The following is a 22,504-nucleotide window of genomic DNA, read 5'->3' as shown; positions in this document are numbered from 1 at the left end:
ATGGATCCTTTGGTCGAAATTGAGAACCTGAAAGCCTATTACCGTGCCTTCCTCTACGGCGTCGATCGCGAGGTGCGCGCCGTCGACGATATCAGCCTGACCATCGCCCGCGGCGAGGTCTATGGCGTCGCCGGTGAATCGAGCAGCGGCAAGACGACCTTGATCAAGACCATCGCCGGCGCGATCCGGCCGCCGCTGAGGGTCGTGTCAGGGAAAGTGACATTCCATTTCGACGGCGGCACCCAGGATATCTACGCGATGAAGCCGGAGGATCGGCTGGCGCTACGCTGGAAGCATCTGTCCTATATCATGCAGGGCTCGATGAACGTGCTCAATCCGGTGCGCCGGATCCGGCATTCCTTCACCGATTTCGCCTTTCGCCACATGAAGGTCAGCGGCCCGGTCTTTTTGGAAAGGGTCGCCACCCATCTGCAGCGGCTGAAGCTCGATCCGCACCTGCTCGACGCCTATCCCCACGAATTGTCAGGCGGCATGCGCCAGCGCATGACCATCGCGCTGGCCACCATCCTGACGCCGGAATTCATCATCGCCGACGAACCGACGACCGCGCTCGACGTGATCGTTCAGCGCGACGTGCTGTCAATGATCCGCGAAATCCAGCGCGAGATGGGCTCGTCCTTCCTGTTCGTCACCCATGACATGGGGGTTCACGCGACGGTCTCCGACCGCATCGGCATTGTCTATGCCGGGCGTCTTGTCGAGGAAGCGCCGACCGCCAAACTCTTCAACATGCCGCTCCACCCCTATACGCAGCACCTCGTCGGCAGCCTGCCGCGCATCGGCGATGCGACGGCCCGCCCGTCGCTGGAGGGGCGTCCGCCGAACCTCGCCATGCCGCCGGAAGGCTGCCGGTTTCACCCGCGCTGTCCGAAACGGATGGAGATTTGCTCGCAGAAGGTTCCGCCGCTGGTCACCGTCGAGCCGCAGCGGCGCGTGGCGTGTTTTGCCGTTACGGGAGATCAGGTTTGAGCGCTCTTCTTAGCCTCTCGCATGTTACGAAAGTCTATAGGCAGGGCGGCATGCTCGGCCGGCGGCTGATTACGGCGGTCAAGGACGTCAGCTTCGAACTGGGAGCGGAGCCGGAGATCCTCTCGATCGTCGGAGAATCCGGCTCGGGAAAATCGACGATCGCGGCGATGATCCTCGGCCAGACCGAACCGACGGAAGGCGAGCTTCAATTCAGCGGCAGGACCGTCGCCATCCATAGCAGATCCGAACGCAAGGCTTTCATGAAGGAGGTGCAGCCAGTTCTGCAGAACCCCTTCGAAGCCTTCAACCCGCTGAAACGTGTCGACCGTTATCTCTTCGAGACGGCCCGCAATTTTTCGTTCTCGGGAAACCGGCCGGACCGGCAGCAGGCGGAGAAGATGGCGGATGCAGCCCTCGTCCATGTCGGCCTGACCCTTGAAGAAGTGAAAGGCCGGTTCCCCCACGAATTGTCGGGCGGCCAGCTTCAGCGCGTCGCCATTGCCCGCGCACTGATCCCGCAACCCCGCCTGCTGGTGGCCGATGAACCGGTCTCCATGGTTGACGCATCGCTGCGCATGGCCATCGTCAATCTCTTTGGCCGCTTGAAAAACGAGCTCGGTCTTTCCATCGTCTACATCACCCACGACCTCGCCACCGCCTATTACATCAGCGACAACATCATCATCATGCGCAAAGGCGAAATCGTCGAGCGCGGACAGGCCCGGGCCGTGTTGGACAACCCGCGGCATCCGTATTCGCAGGCGCTGAAGGACGCGGTGCTGGCGGCCGATTTTAGCGCGGCGACGTAAGCGCAGCGGGCAAGATGCGGCAATTAAACCGCGTCCGTCACTCGGCGCGATCTCTTCGTGATGGGCGACGAGAGAAACGCGGCTCATTCGCTCAAATCACCCAACGACAGCGGCCGGCAAGCCAGCACCGCTCATAAGCAACCGTGTGGTCCAGCGGCGGAAATTTGAAGAGGTGGCTGGGAAACCGGGCGCCTTGATTGGAGCTGAACCGCTGACGCGCCTCAACGTAGGATCGATTTTTATCGAAACATTCTCGTTCCACATTCCGTCTAATTTAAAGTCTAAAGGCGGCCAATTTGAATTTTCATGCCCACGCCTTTCGATCGTCGGAGAATCCGGCTCGAGAAAATCGACGATCGCGACCATGATCCTCGGCGAGATCGCGTCAACGGAAAGCGAGCTACAATTCGGAGCCTCGCTTGTGGGCCGAGCCAAGACGTCTACATCCCAAGCCCCAAGGTCCTGCCACGCTTCAGTGATCGCTTCAACTCCATCTGCTGGGTGAGCTCCGCACGATGACTACGATCGGCAAGGCGAGCAACCTGGCGGATCCGCTCGATGTCCCCAGCCTGACCCGGCCCCACGCGCTTCAGCTGCTCTGCGAGATCTGAGGGATCGGCCCGACCGAAGCGCGTTTCGATCGCAGTAACGATGTTCTTCGCCTCGGCAAGCGCGCGACGGCCCTCCGGCGTCCCCGCCAGTTGCTCGACGAACTTTGCCTTGTCGCTATAAGGCAGATCGTCGAGCTGGCGCAGCAGCGCCTCGCTCCGGCGGCTCGGCCCCAGAACCTCGACCACGTCCTGCTTTTCTCGCTTCCATCGTTCCGAGCCGCATTCAGCCGAAAGGCGACGCTGCCAGGTGTTGGCGGATTGGCGAACATGCGAGGCCAGTGCATCGATCCGGGAAAGCGCGTGTTTGCGTTCGGCGTTGTCTCCGAACAGGCCGGTCTTGCCGGCGAGCGCACCGATCGTTTCGGGCGAAGCGCTGAGTTGACTGGCGAGCGCGACCGGATCTGCATTCTCATCCAGGATGCGGCCGCGCAACACGTCCATTGCCGCTGGCGCGTCGTTGAACACCTGCGGCGCAAGCTGCTTTGCCGCGGCCCAATCTCGGTCGAATGCCGGCATCGCCTTTGACCGTCCAACCGCTTCCACGCTCATCGCATAGGTCTTCACGGCCGCAACGAGCACGCGGCGTTCATCGTCATTGCGGTCTTGGTGCGGAGAGCCGCCATCGGCGATGCTGCGCACTGCGAGCGGTGTCGGCGGCCGCGGCTCCTGCAGTGGCTTGGGAACCGCCGTGTCCGGAATGTGCTGTATCCCTTTGCTGATTCCCTGAGATGCGACCTCACTCTCGCCCTGCCCCCGGCGATCCTCCATGCCGCGCCGATTGGCAAAGTCATGGGTATAGTCGAGCGTCGTCTCCTTCACGCCTGAGCGGCTCAGCGTCTCCGTCAGGGCGCGCACCGTCTTGAACGCATCGAGCCCGGCATAGAGCTGCACCTCCTCGCGATGACGGGTCATCGCCACATAGGTCAGATGCCGGTCCATCGTCGTCGACGCCAGAACAAAACTCCGGTCGACGGTGGCGCCTTGCGTCTTGTGGATCGTCGTGGCGTAGCCGTGATCAAAGGCCTGGTAACTATTCACCGGAATGATCACCTGGCGTTGCCCATCTGGCGTCTGCGCCTTGCCGTCAAGCCGAACCTGTATTGCGTCCGGCGCGACGGCGATCACCTCGCCCAGCATGCCATTCTTGACGGCGAGATCGCGATTGTTCTCCAGGAAGACGATGCGATCGCCGCGCGCGAACGCCCGTCTCCCATTGTGGGTCTGGTAACTCAGTTCCTCACCCTTATCGCCAGGCGGGTTGGTGCCCTTTGCCAGCTCACCGCGCTCCTGCAACTGAGCGCGAATGCCGGCATTGATGGCGCGGACGTCGTCGCGTCGATGGGCCATGGCAATGCGCGTGTCGTTGGGATTGGCCGATCGGTCAGCGACGTAATCGGCAATGATCGCCTTCAGGGTTTCAGCGTGATCCGTCTTCGGATGAACGCTTCCCCGTGCCTCGTAGGCCGACAGTCCGGCTGCGGTCCGATGCGAGGCAAAGTCGATCGAAGCCTGCTTTTGCCAATCGGCTTTTTGCCGGCGCACTTCCGATAGCTGCGCATGGCCGACGGCTTCCGCGATCGCCCGGAACGGTGCGCCCGCTCCGATCGCCTGAAGCTGTTCATGATCTCCGACCAGGACGAGCTTGGCGCCGGCCCGTCTGACCTCCTCGACGAAGCGGGCAAGCTGACGGCTGCCGACCATTCCGCCCTCGTCGATGACGAAGACGTCCCGAGCATTGAGCCGACCGCGATCAGCTTGCCAGCTATATTCCCACGATGCCAATGTGCGGCTCGCGATCCCGGACGATTGCTCCAGGCCCTCGGCCGCCTTGCCGGCCAATGCCGCGCCATGAACACGATAACCTTGCGCTTCCCAGGCGTGCCGCGCAGCCGCCAGCATCGTGCTCTTGCCGGCACCGGCAAAGCCGATCACCACGGCGATCTGACCGGGACCCGTGACGTGCTCGATCGCATGGCGCTGTTCAGCCGACAGCCCCTGCCCCGGTGAAGGATTTCCCGCCTGGATCGATCTGTCCTGTTCGGCAATCGCGGCATCGACATTGCGCTTCGCCACACCGTGGTTTTGGCGCGCCTTCATCGCCATGACATTGCTGGCGATCACGCCCTCGATCGCCACCATCTCGACCGTCGAATAGCGTGCCTCGCCATCGCGACCCCGAAGGCTTGAACTGTCGGGTTTCAACTCGACGAGAGCCTTCGACGCCATGACCGATGCAAAGGCATTCTGGAAGGTCTGCGGATCGTCGTTGATGTATCGATGCAGAGCCCTGGCAATGTCATAGCGGGTGAAGACGCTCTTCTCGTTGGTAATCAGCTTCAGGATCTCATCCGGGCGCCGCCGGATGGTCTCGGCATTTCGCTCGGCCGATTGCGGTGAGATGCGCACGCGCGAGACTGCCCCACCCTGCCGATTGATCTCAGTCGCATGCACACCGACATGTTCGGTCGGCTCGATCGTGATCCCGGCTTCCAGATGCGAACGGTTGTCGATACGGATATCGAGGCCGGCCCTCTCAAGGTGAGTGTTGGCAAGATGCTCCCAGGCCTGTCTGAGATCCTTCAGCTGCAGCTGCGATGGCGGCAGGTGATTGGCGAGAAGCCATCTGTTTTCCCGCTCGAGCAGCGTCTTGTCGCCAAGACCGGCTTCCGTCACCTGGCGCGTCGTCATCATCAGATGCGCGTGGCTGTTTCTGATGTCGCTTGCCTCGCCTGGCCGATGGATCGCGAAGTCGACGGCGGCGCCATAACGATTGGCCAGATGCAGCGCAAACGCCCGCGTCAGCACCAGGCGTTGATCCGGCGTCAGTTCGTGCGGCAGCGCGACTTCGAATTCCCGGGCAATCCGGGCGTCACTTCGCTTCTCGGCACGCTCGGCGGCATTCCACAAGGCGGATCGCTTCATCGCCCAATAGGCAGAAGAGCGAGCCGGCAAGACGATCTCGGCATGCTCGACACCTGTCCTGTTGCTAAAATCATGGGTCAGCCCATCGCGCTCGTTGGTCAGTCTCACGGCGGCACGATAGGCGGCGGACGCCACGGCGCTGCGGCCACCGCTGCGGGCGATCGGCTTCATGCTGAGATGATAGATCGCCATCGCCGTCCCCTATGTTAGCGGGCCGCCGGCCCGCGCTTTGAGTTGCCCCGCAACTCGTAAGTGCGCCCTTGTGCCTTCGTCGCTTCGCTCCTTCGGGCACTGGTGGGAGCACGCGGCAATCTCCCCATGACCTCGTAAGCCGTTCAGCCGGTTGCTTCCACGCGCAGATTTGCGAGTAGCCGACATGCCACCCATCGTCGCAGCATCTGCGCATGCGATCGTGTGCGGTCATTGTCCTGATGCCGCGGGTTAATCGCTCATCGACGAGAAGGGAGACAATGACAGTGGTACGTAAATCCATTGGGGAACGGCTCGCCCAGCTGGAAGCGCAACGAAAGACATTGCAGATCCGTCTCGGCAAACAGGAGCGCGCCGTCGATACCCGCCGCAAGGTGCTGATCGGCGCACTTGTGCTGCATCGGCTCGAGCATGACCGCGATGTGCAGATCGGCGGAGGACTGGCAGCCTGGCTCAGATCCGAACTGCCAAAGTTCCTCACCCGCGATGGCGATCGGGATCTGTTCGACGATCTGCTGAAGCCGCAGGCAAATGAGCCGTCGATCGGCAATATCGGCAATGGGAGCGCGGTATGATGATCCATGCCAACCAGATCAAGATTGCCTTCGCAAACATGATGCACATGGCGGCCCGCGATCCGCTCTGGGCGATCGTCGCCCTGATCACGTTTCCGCTGCGATATGCCAAGTCGTTTGTCATGGGTGCGGCCGGCTACTTGTTTGTCGTGTTCACCGTCTACTTCGGGATCGACTACCTCAGACGCGTGATCCTTGGCAGCAGCAGAGGTGACGTCATCTGGCATATCGGCGATTGGGTGGTGATGGCCTTTGCCATCGTGCTGCTCATACGATTGTTGTCGGTTCCGTTGATCACGCATTTTGGATCGGCGGTGGACGACACGCATGGGTCGGCGCGCTTTGCCGGCCGAAGAGAGATTGCGCCACTCACCAAAGCCGGCAGTGGCCTGCTGATCGGCCGTGCGCCGGGTTCGGCTCGCTTGCTGCGATATGACGGACAGGCTCATCTGCTCACCATGGCGCCAACGCGCAGCGGCAAGGGTGTCGGCACCATCATCCCCAACCTTCTGACCGCCGACCGCTCGATCATCTGCATCGATCCGAAAGGCGAGAACGCGCAGATCGCAGGTGATGCCCGAGAGACGTTCGGGCCGGTTCATATTCTCGATCCATTCGGCGTCACCGGCGGACCTTCGGCTGCCTTCAATCCGATGGACGGCGTTGATCCAGACAGCGTCGATGTTGCCGAGGATGCAACGACACTTGCCGATGCACTGGTGTTCGACGAACCCGGTGTTTCAGGCGACGCACATTGGAACGAGGAAGCAAAGGCGCTGATCGCTGGATTGCTGCTGCATGTGCTCGTCAGCCAGCCAGACGACAGGCGCACGCTGACCACGCTCAGGCATTTGCTGACGTTGGCGCCGGCGGCATTCCAGAATCTGCTTCATGAGATGCAGGGGAATGATGCGATCAACGGACTGATTGCGCGGGCCGCCAATCGTCATCTCGGCAAGTCGGATCGCGAGGCCAGCGGCGTGGTGTCGGCTGCCCAGCGACATACGCATTTCCTCGACAGTCCGCGCATGACTGAAGTGCTGTCACGCTCGGATGTCCGGTTCGGTGATCTCAAGGCAAACAAGGCGACCGTGTTCCTGGTCTTGCCGCCAGACAGGCTTGCGGCCTACTCGCGATGGCTGCGTTTGCTGGTGGCCCAGAGCCTGACCGAGATGGCGCGAACGCCACCCTCGCCGCATCCATCCGCGCCGCCTGTTCTCTATCTGCTCGACGAGTTTGCCGCCCTTGGTCATCTGGCGCCGATCGAACGCGCCATGGGATTGATGGCAGGTTACGGTGTGCAACTCTGGCCAATCGTCCAGGACATTCATCAGCTGCGCGCCACCTATCGCCAGCGTGCCGGTACGTTTCTGTCCAATGCCGGCGTGCTGCAAGTGTTCGGCGTATCACGACAGCGCCCGTCTGGTCTCCGATCTGCTTGGCCAGGAGACGGTGGTGTTCAACACGGCGGCACGCGCACTCGATTCGGAAAAGAGCGGCCTCTCCTTTGCCGAGCAGCATGTCGGCCGCCCGCTGCTGACGCCCGACGAAGTGCGTAATCTGCCGGCAAGTAGTGAGCTTCTGTTCATCGCCGGTCGGCGGCCGATCGTTGCGACAAAGTTGCGCTATTATTCCGATCCGGAATTCGTCGGATTGTTTGCCAGGCAGGAGAGATGAACCAGGCGGTTCACATCACCCCGATGAACCGATCTGCGCGCGCCTTGGACGCAGTCGCGGCAGCGGAAGATCCGTCATCACAGCGTGCTTCTGATTCCAGCCTTATTGATTGGCGCAACTGCTGAGTACGGGCGTCATCACCTTCACGTGCTCATCGATCCGCTCGAGCACTTTTTCCGGGACGACGGCCCGTTCCGGAAGACTCCACCAATGCTTGTTAACGCGTTCAACGATATCGACGACCGCCTTGAGCACAGCCGGCTCCGGCAGCCTCGCGCGGTTGGCGAAGATCTTCCATCGCTGCGCGATGAGCGCCTTGAAGGAGCGCTCGCCGCCGAGTGACAGCGCCATAGCGTCGGCGGGAATGTAGGGCACGGTCGACAGGACATCGTAGATCGGCGCGAGCTCCGGCTTGTCGCCATTGCCACGATAGATCAGCGACCAGTTTTTGAGGTGCATGTCGCCATTGCCGGTTATGACCGTCAGGGCCAGACGGCGTACGAACTCGAGGGCGGCCGTCGGCGAGATGGCGACACCGAGGGCGGAGGCTATATCGTGGTATGCTGCGGCCTCGTATTTGCGCGAGGGATAAATGCCGAAGACCTGGGCGAAATCTTCGATATGGATGCGTTCGGCGCCGGCGCCCCGATCGAAGCGTTTGACTAGGAGTACCTTTCCGTCCGACAGCGTGTCGAACTCCTCGGGGATCCCTTCGAAATCGGACTTCTCGACAAGCTCGCGTTCTGGCACTTCCATGCCGATCGCGGCAGCCAATGCAAGGTTGGCGTACTCGTTTTCAGAAACACCAGGAAACGATGTCGAAGGAAACTTGGCGATGTAATGGCCCTGCTCGTCACCCATCGGCAAGGTTAGACCACCACCCCTGCCAGTGTTTTTCATCACCGAGAGTTTCATCTGCACACCTGCGAGTGAAAACCGGGCTTTCGGCTTGCCTCTCGACGCGTCCTCGATCACCGCCGTCGTGCCACCGCTCGGTACAACGCGGACAGCGCCTGGCAGGTCCTGACCGAGCGCGGCCAGCAGATCAAAATCGTTGCCCGCGCGCACATGACCCGCGTGGTGCTTTTCCATCGCCTCGCGCAATTTGTCTTCAGGAAGAAGATTGGCGAAGAACGCCGGCAAGGCGCCGGCAATTGGCTTGGGATCCTTGCGCAACCCTCCCGTCGCCGCCCGGAATGACAGGCCAAGGACTGGGAACCCACCCGTCGCGCGATAAGCTTCGTCGAAGCTGAACGCACTGAAATCTCCAGGCGTCCTGACAAGTGTGCCGACCTTCAGATCGTTCAGCAGCACCTCAAGCGAAGGAATGGCATTGGCAGCCTGAAATATCTTAGCCATGATCGTTATCGTCGGGGCGGGAGATGAAAGCCGGGAGATCATCGTCGTCATGTGGGCGCAGCAAGGCCTCGACCGCGGGAACCATTGCTTGGGGGATCATCATCATTTCTAGGCCGAGCGCGCGGGCGACATTCATCAAAGTTGTCGCGCGAGCCGCAGCGACCCCCGTCTCGATGTCGCGATAACGAGGACGCGAAATGCCTGCCAAATCGGCGACCTGTTCCTGGGTCATTGCCGAGGCCTGTCGTGCCTTCTTCAATAACTGCCCGATTTCGAGCAACGCCGCTGAATCTGGGCCCATAATGATACCTGCGCGTTTCATTCGACCTTGCACTGATATGTATAGATATCTTCTGTCACTGTTGTCAAGGTTATTGATCTGTTTACGGATCATATTCGACCAAACGATATGTTTAGAGATCATCGTCATGTCTGCCTTAGCCTCAACGGGTGGGCGTCTGGTGTCCAATTTGCTTGGCCAGGAGGCCGCGGTGTTCAACATGGCGGCACGCGCCCTTGTGTCGGAACGACCGGCCTCTCCTTTGCCGAGCAGCATGTCGCCGCCCGCTGCTGGCGCCCGAAGCGCGCAACATGCATGCCGAGACCGAACTGCTGTTCATCGCCGGTCAGCGGCCGATTATTGCAACAAAGTTGCGCTGTTATTCCGACCGTAATTTGCCGGATTGTTTGCCAGGTAGGAGAGATGAACCAGGCGGTCCCATCACCCCGATGAATCAATCACGCCTGACCGATTCACAAATGTCGTTGGACGCCCCCGCCTGCTCTTTGCGATCCTGCCGGCATGACACGAGAGCCCCGTCACCTCTACATCGAACGCAGAGAGCCTGACAAAAACATGGCACGCTTCTATGCGCTGTCGATCGAGCCGAACCTCTTCGGCGGGACATCGCTGGTGCGCAGCTGGGGACGCATCGGCAGCCGCGGGCAGCAGAAGATCCATGTCTTCGACAGCGAGGCAAAAGCCGTCGATCTGCTGCTCACCCTTTTGCGCAGGAAGCGGTCGCGAGGCTATCGGGTCATGCGGTGATCGGTATCCGCAGGAGACAGTTGAGGGCTCACGCCGCCTCCTCCTCGTTGCGCTTCGGCTGCAACGAATGCAGGTAATCGACGGCGCGCTGGGCATGTGCTGCCGCCGAGAAGATGGCACGCTTGTCGTTGCCCAGAACCTTGAGCCAGCCATCGAGATAGCCTGCGTGGTCGGGGCGCGGTTCGAGCTCTGGGACGATGCCAAGATCGGCGCAGAGAAACGCGCTGCCGAGTTCGGCAATCAGCTCCTCGCGGGCACGGTCGCTCCTGTCTTTCGCGTAGCGGCTGAGATCGCGATCAAGCCGTCGCGGTGCCCCGGTCCAGTGCGTGATCTCGTGGCTGAGGACGGCGACATAGGCGGCATCGTCCCGGAAGGCATCCAGGCATGGCATCTGGATGTAATCACGCTGAGCGGCATAATAGGCAGCCGATCCTCCGTGCCGGATCAGTGCGCCGGTATTGGCAAGGAAGCGGCCGGCATCGCCGATGCGGCTCATCGGATCCTCACCAGGTGCGACGTCGTCAAAGCGGCCGTCGAGACCGGCGATCTGATCGGTGTTGAACACCGTGTAGGCCTTGAGGAACGGAATATCCTGTTCGATCTCGGTGCCCGTCTCGGTCGTCTCGGTGCGGCTGAACGAACTGGCAAAGACCACGGTCGTGCCGGTTTCGCCCTTGCGGACGGCGCCGCCAAGTTCGATTGCCTGGCGAAACGTCATCCAGCGTGATGAGGCAAAGCCACGGGCGATGGCTTGCGACCAGAGGAGCAGGACGTTGATCCCGGAATAGGGTTGGCCGTTGTGGCGCAGCGGCCGGCTGACCTCGGCTGCCGCATGTCCCGTCGTCCAGGGTTTGGTCCATGGCCGCACGCCGCCTTCGAGATCGGCGATGATCGTGTTGGTGATGCGGCTGTAGATATCGGATCGTTGATTGGATTGCTGCTTGCTCATGTTGGAACCTCCGTTTCGAGGTCGCGGCCATCGCGACCTGCTACGGCGGTCCGAATGCCGGGCTGCAAGCGCTGCCTGCACCCGCAGGGCCGCAACGAAGTGGAGGACGGCAAAGCCGTTGCCGGCGGCGCGAGCCTGGCAGGACCAAAAGCCGCGGCAGGACGCGATGGCCACAATCCAAGGGGGAGGTTTAGACGGAGGCAGACGTGACAAATCCGCGAGCCGGCATCATGTCGCTCACGTCGCAGATGCTAGCAGCGGCGATGGCTTGCCCGGCCGGCCGGACGATCGCCGTTGCCCCGGCGGGCGACTGATGTGCAAGACGAAAGTGCCTGCTTTGAGAACGGCAGCCCAATAGAGCTTCAAGCGTAGCCCATGTCCCTACGCTGCGCGCACCCTGTCCCGTCCGCTCAACTTGGCAGCGTAGAGCGCTTGATCGGCGCGTCGATAAAGGTCCGAAGCGCTGTCTGACGGGGTACAAGCGGCGATACCGGCAGAGCAGGTGTAGCTAAAGTCGGGTGATTCAGGCAGAGGCCGGGAGAAGCGGATCACCGTCAGCATGCGCTCGACCATGGCGACGGCATCTTCCGGCCCGGTTGCCGGCATCACGAGAACGAACTCTTCTCCGCCGACCCGCCCAAAGCAATCGTTGCGACGGACAATCTGATGAATGCGATGAGCGAAATCGCGCAGAACGACATCCCCTGCGTGGTGACCAAGCCGATCGTTGATGCGTTTGAAATTGTCGATGTCGAATACGGCAAGACATCCGTTGTTTCCGTGCCGAGCGGCCGTCAGCATGTCGTCGACGCGTGCCATCACAAAGCGGCGATTGGCGACACCGGTGAGTTCGTCGGTGTAGGACGCCTTGATCGCCTGATCGCGATCTTGCCGGACAATCCTGCCATGCGCTCGCAAACTGGTGATGTCGCTTGCAATACACAACATCCATCCGCTCTTCTGGACCGCTTCGGTCATCCAGAACCATCGGCCGTCGCACAGATCCGTCTCGAACGCGCGATAGCCGATCTTGCCGCGGCGCGACTGTGTCGAGCGCAGCCACTCGTCGAAATTGCCCGTCCGAATGACTGTGCCTCGCCCGAGCTCGAAATTGCGCCGCATGAGATCAGGCCAGAGTGGAGCTTCATCGGGCTCGATGAAATAGACCGAACGAAAGGCCGTGTTGGCGTATTGCAGCCGGTCATGACTATCGTAGACGGCAATGAGCGTCTCGGTTCGTCCAGAAAGGTGCAGAAGCTGTTCGAAAATTTCGTCCATACCGAACCTGTCTGGTTGCCTTGGCATGACATGGCGCAGAAACCCTATGGGAAAAGAGCCGCTCCGCAAGCAAAGGCACCTCCAGTGATTACGGAAACGTCAACGAGATGCCCGTTTTCAATCGTGATTGGACATCGGCCGCGACCTGAGCGACGCTGTTTTCGGGAGGCGGACCATCTATTTTTCCGGAGATAGGAGGCCGAAATGGAACAGTACGCATTAGATCAGTTGAAAACCATCGCAACGGTCAGCCCGACCTGCAAGCGCCTTGAAATCACGCGGTGCGAACGGCTTGAACGGTGGGCCGAAAGTCTCGAACGCAGCCCCAGACCGTTTCTCAAGACACTTCACGAAACCGAATATCAGCCGATTTCAGATCGGCTTGCTCTGCGCGATGACGGCACGCCCATCTCCGTCGCGTTCGCTGATCCCATTCTGCGGGCGGCAGGAATGGAAAATGACAGCTATGGAGAAGCCAAACGGTTCTTCGAACTCAGCGACGAGCAATTGCATGATCTCGTGTGCTTCTGCCATTTCGGTGAACGCGTCAGCGCTGCAGTCGTGGCTCGCCGTTTGCGAAAGATGGCGGGTACCCAACCAAGTGGGTTTTTCGCTCAGCTGCGCGCGTTCTTTGGCTAAGCGCGGTTAAGGCGACTGGTGCCGCGAGCGTTGGCGCTCGCCTCGGAAGAAAGGGCCGCCGCGGTCATCGGCTGGTCCCGGTCTCGACGCGTGCCGACGTCGTCAGCTCAAACCGGCCACACTCGCATCCGTGGGGCTGACGACGTGTCGTCAACGCGCGCGAGCGGCATCTGATGCAGGGATGCCGCGACGATGGTGAAGCGCGACAGCAGCTTATCCGTGGAACGAGGATCAATGTCGCCGCGACAGCAGTGAGCGTCAAAGCGGCATTCCGATGCGTTCCCTAAGACCGCGTCGCCGAACGGTCCAGCGATGTCACCTTGCTCCGCCCCCGGCGTTGCTCCGTTTCCGCGACGGGATCGGCCGCTGTTTTCCATTCAGGTCAATGGATCGCTTCGGCAAAGTTTCAGTTGACCGTTTTCGATGGGGAGGTGACATTCTCCTGTAGCGAGGCAGGAGGAAAAACGATGGACGAGGCAGACCGTTGGCGCCATATGGCAAGCGCACCGAAAGACGGTAGTCGGATCCTGGTGACGATCCGGCCATCCGAGCAGGGGCCGGCGGAGGTCGACCTCGCGTACTGGTCGAATGGCGATCAGTTCGCGGGAGAAGGCTGGCGCGCGTCCGACTCCTCGCCGGGGCAGATCATCGAATATGCCGATCCGGAACTGAGGTGTTGGATGCCAATGCCTTCGGCCAACCTTGGTCGCACGTCGATACCCCCACCCTGGGAGGGCGACGATGACCGGAACCTCGACGGGTCGGGGATCTGAAAAATCGCGCTCAAGGACAGTGCGACGAGCGGGTGTGGATTGACCCTTCACGGGCTTCCTCGGATGGCGAGCCTGTTCTCGCGTTGACCCGCCGCGAGTTGAAGCGGGATGGGCAACGGTCTCGCATTGCGTGGTGATCCGCCACGCTTGGAAAATTCCTGATCTTCCCAGCAAGGCAAACCCGCGTTAAGCCGGCCTCGAGGTTTTGCGTGCGAATTTGGAAGCGGGGGCCTCGCGTCGCGTTTTTGAAGAACAGAGAAGGCAACTCCTTATTGGCGAACAGGAAGTTCAGACACACGGGCTGGATGACCGTCATCATCACATTCACGATCGGGGTATTCCCACGGGAATCGACAGCGGAAACGGTGCGGGTCATAGACGGGGACACGATCCTTCTTGACCAAATCACGGTTCGGCTCGAGGGAATCGACGCACCCGAGGCCGGACAGAAATGCGCGTCCTTCTCCGGAGGAGATTGGCCCTGCGGCAAGGTCGCCATCGCGGCGTTGGAAGCACTGGTGGCATCGGGAGACGTCGTCTGCGATGATCGCGGCGTGGACATCTATCAACGACAGCTGGGTGTATGTCGTGTCGGAGAGCGTGAGATCAATGCCGAAATGGTCGCGTCGGGCAGCGCTTGGGCATTCCGAAAATACTCCACCGACTACGTCGCACTCGAGGATAAGGCCCGCGGCGAGCACCTGGGCATTTGGCAGGCTTTCACGATCCCCGCATGGGATTATCGCGCCGAGAGATGGCACGTCGCCGAGCAGCAAGCGCCGAAGGGCTGCCCGATCAAAGGCAACATCACCGAGAACGGCCATATCTACCACGCGCCATGGTCTCCGTGGTACGACCGCACCAAGGTCGATATAAAGAAAGGCGAGCGCTGGTTTTGTGACGAAGCCCAGGCGCTGAAAGCCGGATGGCGGGCGCCGCGATGGGGCCATTGATCATGGAGACAGGGACTGAGCCCGTCTCCGGATCCTGATTTCGATGCGTCGTCGCGCCTCGACATTTCCTGCCTGCCCTGCGGTGACCGTATCGCCCGGAAGTATCAATTGCGCCGCCGACATTGGAAGCACCGTTGCTTGGCTCAGTTTTGGGTTCGCCTTGAGGATGTTGGCGACGGCCATCGCCCGTGCCAATCCCAGCCCAGCGTTGTCGGCCGGCTCAAGGGCGGTGATCGGCAATTTGCTGTCTAGGACATCGATGAAGGTTTTGTCGAGATTGGAACTCGTCCGGGCCAGCGGCTGCTCGTCGGTATGGCCGATGACCTCGATGACGTCGACCTGATAGCGAGACAGGTTGTCCGCGATCTGGTCGGAAATGGACGTGCCCAGCTTCTGCTGAAATTCACTGGTCAGCTCGGCGCTGCCCGACCTGAAATAATAGCCGCCAGCTTCGCTGAGATTGATGATGGGCGGCCACTCGTGCGGGCTTTTCGCCGCCGCATTGGCCGTGACAAGCCTTTTGATCTCCGTGGGAGCGGCGTCAAGCTTTATGCCGTTGTCGTTCAGGACTTTCCGCAGCGCGGCCAGTTTTTCGAGCTCCGACATCTCGACCCCGCTTTTCTGCAAGCGGTCAACGGCCTGGCGTGCCGAAATCAGTTCCCGCCATTCCTTCTCGAACTTCTCCCGATCGACGGGTGAGAGATTGCCGGCTCCGAGCCTGGCCTGAAGTTCAACCACCCGGGCAGTCGCGTCGAAATTGTCCTTCTTGAGCTCCGCGAGCTTTTGCTCGGTGACCTGCAGCGCTCGCTCGGCCTCATATCGCTTTTTTCTTTCGGCGGTCACGAGCGCGGCCGCCACCAGCAGGAGACAAAAGACGAGCAGCAGCATGGATTCGGCCATGGTCAGGCCCAGAATGAGGCCGCGATTGTAGCCCTTATGCTCGAGTTTCGGGGTCTCGGCTATGTGCGCTGCCAATTGAACCACCTCTTACGCTCGATCGCTGATGCAGGTCGTGGCTTATCGTCGACTTCGACGGGTTTGGCTGCTGAAGATTCAAAGTTGGCCAAGTCGATTGCAGTTTCCTCGGAGACCAAAACCCCAGTCGCAACGGCCGGCTGAGGACGCTCCGGGTAAGCGCTCCGGCTCAGGCCTGCTTCAGGCGGCAACGCCATCGGGGGCTTCTCAAGAGCGTTGGCGATACGGTCGAGCTTTTCTTCAAGGGTCTGCAACGGCTGGAGCGCTTCCTTGGTCTGCTCGATATGGGAACGCCCTCGCTCCGTATCCGCCTCCATGCGCTTCAAATGGGCCTCGGTCATCTCCCTGATGGACTCGATGACCGGCGTGAGCTCGATCTTGATGACATCTTCCGGGGCACGTATCTCGCCAAGCCGTGTGCCGACGCTTTCCACCGCGCCGCCGAACCTGTCGATGATCGTCGAAAGCTGACCGGTCGTTTCGGTCAACTTCGCCGCCGCGTTGTTGTTGCTGTCGTTGATGGTCTTGTTGTGGGATTCGATAATGGCCGAAAGCTGCTGCGCCGCCTCCTGAATTGGCTTGATCGCCTCTTTCGACAGGGATTCGATCGCCTTGCGAATATCTTCGCCGTTCTTCTCGGCCTGGCGGGCAATCTCGTCGAACCCTTCCGACAGCATCTGGTTGCTGACCCTGCGGTAGTTCGAAAACTCCCGGGCGGAGGAATCGAGCTCGGTTCTGACGCGCCTGGTCATCTCGGCAAGTTCGTGCCTGGCACTGCGCTCGATATCCAACGGGTCGCGGCGCATCTGGTTGAACAGGATCCGGAGCGTCACCCCGGCGATCGTCGACGTCACCGCGATACCGAAGTTTCGCACGATCGTGTCGATCGAGGTCTCACCGGCAAACAGATAGAGCGACACACCGAGGCTCGAGAGCGTGAACAGAAAGCCCATGTAGTAGAGATTGTCGCCCGCCTGCTCGTTATGCAGCCGGAAACCCGCCAAAAGCAGAGAAGCGAGAAAGTAGGTTGCCATCAGCAGCAACGGGACGACGGTGACGACCGCCGTCGACCATCCCCATAGCTTGGCCGTCCAGATGAACACCATGCCGCCGATGGTCGTGAGCGCGAACAGCACCAGCGGCCCGTAGTCGCGGATCGCAGACTTTGTCACCTCTCTCGAGGCCATCAGCGTTTTCCTTCCAGACGGATGAACCCGTCGAAGTAGCCGTTATTGTTCGTGATCCACTCTCTCCAGAATTCGGCCAGTTCCTCGGCGGAAAATTTCAGGTTTGGACGCTGAAACGCGAGGATCTTCACCGACACCCCGTCGAGAGATGTCCTGAACTTATCACGCGCCTCGCTTTTCTGAAATTTCGAATAGGCGACGCCGTCGCGGTAGTTCGAAAACGCCGGCGTGTGTTCGATCATGTCGGAGGCGACGAACAGGGCCTTGGGCGTTCCGGCGGGGAGGTTCGAGAAGACCTCGAGGTTGATCCGCTGGATTCCGGCCATGATCGGCGAAGCATCGCCTGCCTTGCCGGACGCCAGCCTGCCAGCTATGTCTTCCAGGGGTTTTTCAAAGCCCATTTCCCAACGCTCCTGGATCAGTCGCGGATTGCTGGTCCATTCATCGGCGAGGTCGCCGCTGCCCGGATTGCAGGCGTGGAACGTACGCTCCGGCTCGCCTTCCTTCTCGGTCAGCGAATAGATATCGATGGCACCGCCGACTGGAACCCTGGCCACGATTTGCTGAAATTGGTTCTTGAGATCAAGCGCCGTCGTGTCGGAAATGGGATCGGTGACATCAAGCAGGATGGCGGTTTCGGACGTCGCGCCGGTGACCGGGCAAAGGGAGGCCTTATCGACCGCCACGGTGCTGCTTGCCCTGTATTTGAGCCACCCAAACGCACCGATAATCGCGACAGACACCAAGCCAAGGGCAATGGCGCCGACAATCAGCCCGGCGGAATTGCCACTCCGCCTACGGCTACGCCTGCTGGATCGCGCCAAGGCCGGCCTCCGGGAATATGTTGTCCAGCTTGTGATAATTTTCGACAGCGGCTTCGAACTCGGCACCGATCTTGCGAATCTGCTCCGACAGTTCCGCCTGAGCCGCCTGAATTCGGCCACTCAAGACCGCGTCATCCCATTCCTCGCTGGTGCGCAGCACCGGTGTCAGGCGCTCGAGCTTGTAGGGTTGAGAAAAATAGTCGGGCTCGGGTTCCGTCCGTGCCGCGCGGTTCGCGTCACGATAGATCGTCAGCAGCGCGTTGCCGGCGCGCTCGAGATTGCTCTGATGCTCCGCAAACAGTCCCACGGTCCGCGTCCGGTGAGCGATGATGGCCGCGCATTCCTGGCGCCGCCCGCTGAGATCGCGCACGATCTCTTCGATCTTCGCATTGTGATCGTCTCTTATGTCACGGAGGTTGTCGATGAGCTCGAGCTTCCGGTCGATGTAGTTCGCACGCGCGCTGTCCAACCGCTTCCTCACGCCGGCAAAACCCGGATAGGGATCCGTCAGGTAGCAGCCGTCAATGAAGGCCAGGATCGAAAAAAGCAGTCCGACGGCAAAGAGCATCCAGGAATTCAGTTCGGCAAGCTCCAGCGGCGCGTTTCCGAGCCGGGAAATGACTTGCGCGCCAGCTCCGGAAAGAACGGTCGATGACACCTCGCGATAATGGGCCAGGGCAAGATTGATGCCCAGGGCGATAGAGATATAGGCGACCAGCCCACAGAACCCGAGCAGCTTGAAAAACAGGGATCGATGGACCAGGAAGCGAACGCAATAGACCGAGAACAGAAGAGCCGATCCGATGTTGAGGATGGCGAACGCGATCGCCTCAGTCACGCCGCCGACGATCCCCTGCTCGCTTCCCTTCGCGAGAAAGCTTCCATTCATGATCATTTCGAAGAGCACGAGGAAAACGATCAGGGCAATCTTGAAAGCCTGCGCGGCGGCGGTCGAAACCTTCGCGGCGCGATCGAGATTGTGTTTCGCCTTGAAGGAAGACATCTCGTCCTCGGCGGCCTTCAGGTCGCGGCGCAGCCCATGCAGCTCGTCGACGCCACTTGCCACCTCGGCCTTGAAGTCGGATACGCTCGACGCGTTGGCTTGCCGGATCAATCCAAACTGCCCTTCGAAGTCGAGATTGCGCAGGCGACCCTCGAAGGTCTGAAATTGATCTTCAAGGACCTGATAGGAGGCGGCCTTCTCCTCCTCGATCCGAGAGACTGTCCTCTGCTCGACCTCGTCCGGCGACGCGGCGTTTGGTGCAGGCCGATTGAGCTTGCCGTTCTCGGCACCTTTCGCCCGCAGATCGAGCGTGGAACTGGTCTTATCAATATCGAGCGAAGGGAAGATGTCGGTCGAGGCACGAAAGTCGTGGCTGGATTCCCGAACGCCCTCCCAGAGCCTGTTCAATGCTTCAAAGCCCACGCGAAACCTTTAGTGGTTGTTTACCAAATGATGCTGCTGAACTGGATATCGCAGTGGTTGTACGTGGTCCAGCATCCGTTTCCCTCGCCTATACTAATCGCGCCATACGGTTAATCGAGATCTTTTCCGAACGTACATGAAAAGCTCGCGCCCACGGCAAATCGCACCCAGTCTCCGGTCCTGGCGCTTTGTAGAGGATCCCTACCCCAGCGGTTGGTTAGTTGACATTGCCCGCTGTTAAATCAGCCCGATCTGTCGGGTTTATCCGGCAGGAAGGTTTCCGGAGAGGCGAGGTCAAACAATGACGTTCCACCTTAGTTGTGGCTGCCGCGCATGAGCCTTATCACGTCAGTGGCGCTGACCGTCCGTCGGCGTCTTCCTTGGCGATCGGCGCAGCTCCGTTGCGGTCGATCGGAACACCTGGCGTGAGGTGAGGACGCCCAGGTATTCGATCTCTGCGGAACAACATCACTTTTCGCAAAGCCGTCGGCCGCCGGAATATGGCTGATAGGTGCAATCGGACGGCCGAAAGGAGCGGTAGGCGCGCGAGCAGGCGGTGATGTTGCAGGACGGCGGTGCGCCTTGACCATCGCTTGCGGCTTCTGTCGATCGCACTCCACTCAGCGTCGGTTCGGTCGTTGCCTCGCGCATGAAGTCCCGCCAGATATGCGCTGGCAGGGCGCCGCCCGTCACCCCCTTCATCGGCGTGTCATCATCATTGCCAACCCAGACACCGACGACGAGCGCTTGCGTGAAGCCGACGAACCAGGCATCACGATTGTTCTGGCTCGTGCCGGTCTTGCCGGCCGCGAACGTGCCGGGATCCGCTCCACGGCCAGTACCGCGCTCGACCACCAACTGCAGGAGGCCGATGAGGTCCGACTGGTAGGGCGAAAGATCGACATTCGGCTTTGCTTGTGAGCCAACCCGAAACGTCTTGGGCTGCCCTGCCGCTTGAAAGTCGATGATGCCCCAGGGCCTGACAGGTGCCCTGCCGAGTTGGACGGACGCATAGGCGCTGGTGAGGTTGAGCAGATTGACCTCGGACGTGCCAAGCGCCAGAGACGGTGTGTTGGGCAGCGGCGCATCGATGCCGAGTTCGCGCGCCGCGGCAATCACATTGTCTAGACCAACCTCTTCGGCAAGCGCAACCGACGCGGCATTGAGCGATCGCGCGAACGCCTCGGCAAGCGTTACCCAACCGCGATAGTTGCCACCGGAATTTTCCGGTGCCCAGCCGTCGATGTCGATTGGCGCGTCAAGAACCCGGTCGGACAAGGTGAGCCCAGCCTTCAATGCCGCGTAATAGACGAATAGCTTGAAGGTGGAACCCGGCTGGCGCATCGCAGTGACGGCGCGGTTGAACTGGCTTGCCTTGTAGTCGCGCCCTCCAACCATCGCGACGACCGCGCCGTCGGGCGTCATCGCGACCAAAGCGGCCTGCGATGCTCCGACCGTCTTTCCTTCACTGTCGAGGGCACTTTTCACGACCCTTTCGGCGATCTGCTGCAACCGCGGCACCAGCGTGGTGCGCACCGTCGTCGAACCTGGCGAGGAGCCGGCGATTTCGCTTGCTTGCGGTGAAATCCAGTCGGCGAACCAGCTTCCGGAGCGCGGCGTGGGCGTCGTTGGGTGCAGCCTGGCAAAGCTCGTCCTGGCCTCCGCCGCCTGTGGCTCGGTGATCTTGCCATTGGCTGCCATCGCGTCGAGAACGACCAAGGTGCGCTGCCGGGCGCCTTCGAAATTGTCGATGGGATTCCATTGGCTCGGCGCCCGCAGCAGCCCCGCCAGCATCGCCGACTCCGGCAGGTTGAGTGCGCCGATGTCCTTGTTGAAATAGATGCGCGCAGCGGCAGGCATGCCGGTGGCGCCCGCGCCAAGATAGACGCTGTTGAGATAGCGCGTCAGGATTTCCCGCTTGCCGAGCTTCCATTCCAGCCAGAAGGCGATGACGACCTCCTGAATCTTTCGCTTTATTGTTCGGTCGCTGTCGAGGTATTGCAGCTTGATGAGTTGCTGGGTGATCGTGCTGCCACCCTCCACCACCGCGCCAGCCTCCAGGTTCCGCAGAAGCGCCCTCCCGATGCCCCTGGGGTCGACGCCGAAATGATCCATGAACCGGCGATCCTCGATTGAAAGGACGGCATCGATCAGATGGGGCGGAAACTGGTCGTATCGAGCATATGGCCCTTGATAAGGGCCCTGCCTCACCAACGGCGCGCCGTCAGCGGTTTCCAGCACGACGACCGGCTTCAAAGTTCCATCCCGTATTTCGCTCCAGGGCACGTCCTTGAGTGCCCACACCAGCACGCTTCCCGCGAGGAGGGAGACAAGAAGGGCCAAGCCCATGGCGAACCTCCACCTGGCCGCGACGCGCGATGCGCTCCGGCGACCTTCACGGCGCCTTGGAAGCTGATCGCGAATTCCGCGCCAGGCTCTGACCAAAGCGGTCGTCATCCATGTGTGGGGAGCCGACGTGATCTCCAACCGCGTCGACCTCAGCTTCGTCATTGATAACGAAGCGGCCGCCTTGATCTTTGCCCAAGCAGAGCTTGCCTGCAAATCTTGGCGCAGCGCACTGAACAGAGTCCTGGCGGCCCGTCGAGTTTGGCCGAAGGATCCGCGAGGTGGTTGGGGGTCGTCGACTTGGGTGATTCCTGGCAAATCGGAGGCGGCTACTTTCGCTGCCAAATCCACTGTCTGATTGCCGCCCGTGCTTGAGCTGCCAACGCTTTCGCCAGAGGATTCGCGAGAATTGGGCATCGGTTACCGCTTAAATGCAAACGCAGCATGACCTTTATAGCCGGGCGATGCAGTGTCTTCTACCGCAAAAGGCACCCATGGTTCCGAGGAGTCTTGCGTCTGGCCATGAATGCCGGATTGATAGAGATTTCCCGCCGCCCATGAGAATCGTGGCCGTCCTAGTCTGGCGTAGAGGCGGCGGCCAAGGTGACTTTCGGAGCGATGCCGCGGCCGCATCGGTCAGGGGCGGTCGACCGACCGGCGCTCGATCTCGACCTACTCGTCGCCCATTCCCTGGTTCCGAAGAAACTATCCCGCTGGGGGCAGGACCGGTTTCTTCGTGGCTGGAAGCGCGCTCGCGGCTCGTTTCGGTACGAGGGCCACCTGGCGCGGTCGAGCAACACTTCGGCCACGACGATGCGATCGAGTTCGATGCCTTCGTCCTCCTGATTAGCGACAGCAGTTCCCTTGACGCCAGGCCGGTTACCCCCGCTCCCAATCGCGCGGCCCCAGTGCAAGAGTTGCCCGGTCCTTCACTACGGAAGACGGCGACCCAA

18 protein-coding genes and 3 pseudogenes are annotated in these 22,504 nt (G+C 60.9%); 11 read left to right on the top strand and 10 right to left on the bottom strand.

Annotated elements, in window-relative coordinates; translation table 11 throughout:
* The 3 genes and pseudogenes from RL_RS31160 to RL_RS40910 form a co-directional block, all read left to right on the top strand.
* Nucleotides 1–990 carry an ABC transporter ATP-binding protein gene (locus RL_RS31160; protein WP_003548893.1) on the top strand — a complete coding sequence of 330 codons (990 nt, stop codon included), beginning with the start codon at nt 1–3 and terminating at the stop codon, nt 988–990.
* Nucleotides 987–1,799 carry an ABC transporter ATP-binding protein gene (locus RL_RS31155; protein ID WP_011655024.1) on the top strand — a complete coding sequence of 271 codons (813 nt, stop codon included), beginning with the start codon at nt 987–989 and terminating at the stop codon, nt 1,797–1,799. The genes RL_RS31160 and RL_RS31155 overlap by 4 nt, the downstream gene beginning before the upstream one ends.
* A gap of 316 nt (nt 1,800–2,115) precedes the next feature.
* Nucleotides 2,116–2,208 (top strand): annotated as a pseudogene (locus tag RL_RS40910) (ABC transporter ATP-binding protein); the annotation flags it as partial.
* Nucleotides 2,209–2,239: 31 nt separating this feature from the next.
* Here RL_RS40910 and traA read toward each other — a convergent pair.
* On the bottom strand, nt 2,240–5,524 hold the full coding sequence (gene traA, locus RL_RS31150) for a Ti-type conjugative transfer relaxase TraA (protein ID WP_011655023.1): 3,285 nt from the start codon (nt 5,522–5,524) through the stop codon (nt 2,240–2,242).
* A gap of 278 nt (nt 5,525–5,802) precedes the next feature.
* On the opposite strand from traA, the gene RL_RS31145 reads away from it, so the two are divergent.
* Nucleotides 5,803–6,117, top strand: coding sequence for a hypothetical protein (locus tag RL_RS31145; RefSeq protein WP_011655022.1), 315 nt, complete (start codon nt 5,803–5,805; stop codon nt 6,115–6,117).
* A pseudogene (locus RL_RS31140) lies at nt 6,117–7,794 on the top strand (type IV secretory system conjugative DNA transfer family protein). Before RL_RS31145 ends, RL_RS31140 begins: the two are co-directional and overlap by 1 nt.
* A gap of 102 nt (nt 7,795–7,896) precedes the next feature.
* On the opposite strand, the gene RL_RS31135 reads toward RL_RS31140, so the two are convergent.
* A complete protein-coding gene (locus RL_RS31135; protein ID WP_011655020.1) occupies nt 7,897–9,153 on the bottom strand; it encodes a type II toxin-antitoxin system HipA family toxin in 1,257 nt (418 codons plus the stop codon).
* A complete protein-coding gene (locus RL_RS31130) occupies nt 9,146–9,475 on the bottom strand; it encodes a helix-turn-helix domain-containing protein (protein ID WP_028741739.1) in 330 nt (109 codons plus the stop codon). The genes RL_RS31135 and RL_RS31130 overlap by 8 nt, the downstream gene beginning before the upstream one ends.
* Before the next feature lie 133 nt (nt 9,476–9,608).
* On the opposite strand from RL_RS31130, the pseudogene RL_RS40905 reads away from it, so the two are divergent.
* Nucleotides 9,609–9,851, top strand: a pseudogene (locus RL_RS40905) (type IV secretory system conjugative DNA transfer family protein); the annotation flags it as partial.
* Between the two features lie 104 nt (nt 9,852–9,955).
* Nucleotides 9,956–10,201, top strand: a complete 246-nt coding sequence (locus tag RL_RS31125) for a WGR domain-containing protein (protein ID WP_011655018.1) — start codon at nt 9,956–9,958, stop codon at nt 10,199–10,201.
* A 28-nt stretch (nt 10,202–10,229) separates the two neighbouring features.
* Here RL_RS31125 and RL_RS31120 read toward each other — a convergent pair whose 3' ends face one another.
* Nucleotides 10,230–11,150 (bottom strand): ArdC family protein, encoded by a 921-nt coding sequence (locus tag RL_RS31120; RefSeq protein ID WP_011655017.1) that lies wholly within the window; start codon nt 11,148–11,150, stop codon nt 10,230–10,232.
* A 381-nt stretch (nt 11,151–11,531) separates the two neighbouring features.
* Nucleotides 11,532–12,428, bottom strand: a complete 897-nt coding sequence (locus RL_RS31115) for a GGDEF domain-containing protein (RefSeq protein ID WP_011655016.1) — start codon at nt 12,426–12,428, stop codon at nt 11,532–11,534.
* A 204-nt stretch (nt 12,429–12,632) separates the two neighbouring features.
* Here RL_RS31115 and RL_RS31110 point away from each other — a divergent pair, with 204 nt between their 5' ends.
* From RL_RS31110 to RL_RS31100, 3 genes are all read left to right on the top strand, one after another.
* Nucleotides 12,633–13,067: a hypothetical protein gene (locus tag RL_RS31110; protein WP_011655015.1), complete on the top strand. Its 435-nt coding sequence runs from the start codon at nt 12,633–12,635 to the stop codon at nt 13,065–13,067.
* Nucleotides 13,068–13,534: 467 nt separating this feature from the next.
* Nucleotides 13,535–13,840, top strand: a complete 306-nt coding sequence (locus RL_RS31105; protein WP_041936899.1) for a hypothetical protein — start codon at nt 13,535–13,537, stop codon at nt 13,838–13,840.
* 209 nt (nt 13,841–14,049) lie between these two features.
* A complete protein-coding gene (locus RL_RS31100) occupies nt 14,050–14,793 on the top strand; it encodes a thermonuclease family protein (RefSeq protein WP_003548854.1) in 744 nt (247 codons plus the stop codon).
* On the opposite strand, the gene RL_RS31095 is transcribed toward RL_RS31100, so the two are convergent.
* The 5 genes from RL_RS31095 to RL_RS31075 all read right to left on the bottom strand — a co-directional run bounded on the left by RL_RS31095 (nt 14,794) and on the right by RL_RS31075 (nt 21,554).
* Nucleotides 14,794–15,768, bottom strand: coding sequence for an OmpA family protein (locus tag RL_RS31095; RefSeq protein WP_028741734.1), 975 nt, complete (start codon nt 15,766–15,768; stop codon nt 14,794–14,796).
* Nucleotides 15,753–16,955 carry a hypothetical protein gene (locus tag RL_RS31090; protein ID WP_003548852.1) on the bottom strand — a complete coding sequence of 401 codons (1,203 nt, stop codon included), beginning with the start codon at nt 16,953–16,955 and terminating at the stop codon, nt 15,753–15,755. Before RL_RS31090 ends, RL_RS31095 begins: the two co-directional genes overlap by 16 nt.
* The gene (locus RL_RS31085; protein WP_011655012.1) at nt 16,955–17,779 is read right to left on the bottom strand and encodes a hypothetical protein; all 825 of its coding nucleotides are present in this window, start codon (nt 17,777–17,779) and stop codon (nt 16,955–16,957) included. Before RL_RS31085 ends, RL_RS31090 begins: the two co-directional genes overlap by 1 nt.
* Entirely contained in the window at nt 17,757–19,205 is a 1,449-nt protein-coding gene (locus tag RL_RS31080; RefSeq protein ID WP_011655011.1) for a hypothetical protein, read from the bottom strand. Before RL_RS31080 ends, RL_RS31085 begins: the two co-directional genes overlap by 23 nt.
* Before the next feature lie 468 nt (nt 19,206–19,673).
* Nucleotides 19,674–21,554 carry a PBP1A family penicillin-binding protein gene (locus RL_RS31075; protein ID WP_233939083.1) on the bottom strand — a complete coding sequence of 627 codons (1,881 nt, stop codon included), beginning with the start codon at nt 21,552–21,554 and terminating at the stop codon, nt 19,674–19,676.
* A 127-nt stretch (nt 21,555–21,681) separates the two neighbouring features.
* Here RL_RS31075 and RL_RS40900 point away from each other — a divergent pair, with 127 nt between their 5' ends.
* On the top strand, nt 21,682–21,909 hold the full coding sequence (locus RL_RS40900; protein ID WP_244432411.1) for a hypothetical protein: 228 nt from the start codon (nt 21,682–21,684) through the stop codon (nt 21,907–21,909).
* Nucleotides 21,910–22,504 lie beyond the last annotated feature (595 nt).

The organism is Rhizobium johnstonii 3841 (assembly GCF_000009265.1).
GTDB lineage: Bacteria > Pseudomonadota > Alphaproteobacteria > Rhizobiales > Rhizobiaceae > Rhizobium > Rhizobium acaciae.
This window is presented reverse-complemented; position numbering and strand designations above follow the sequence as displayed.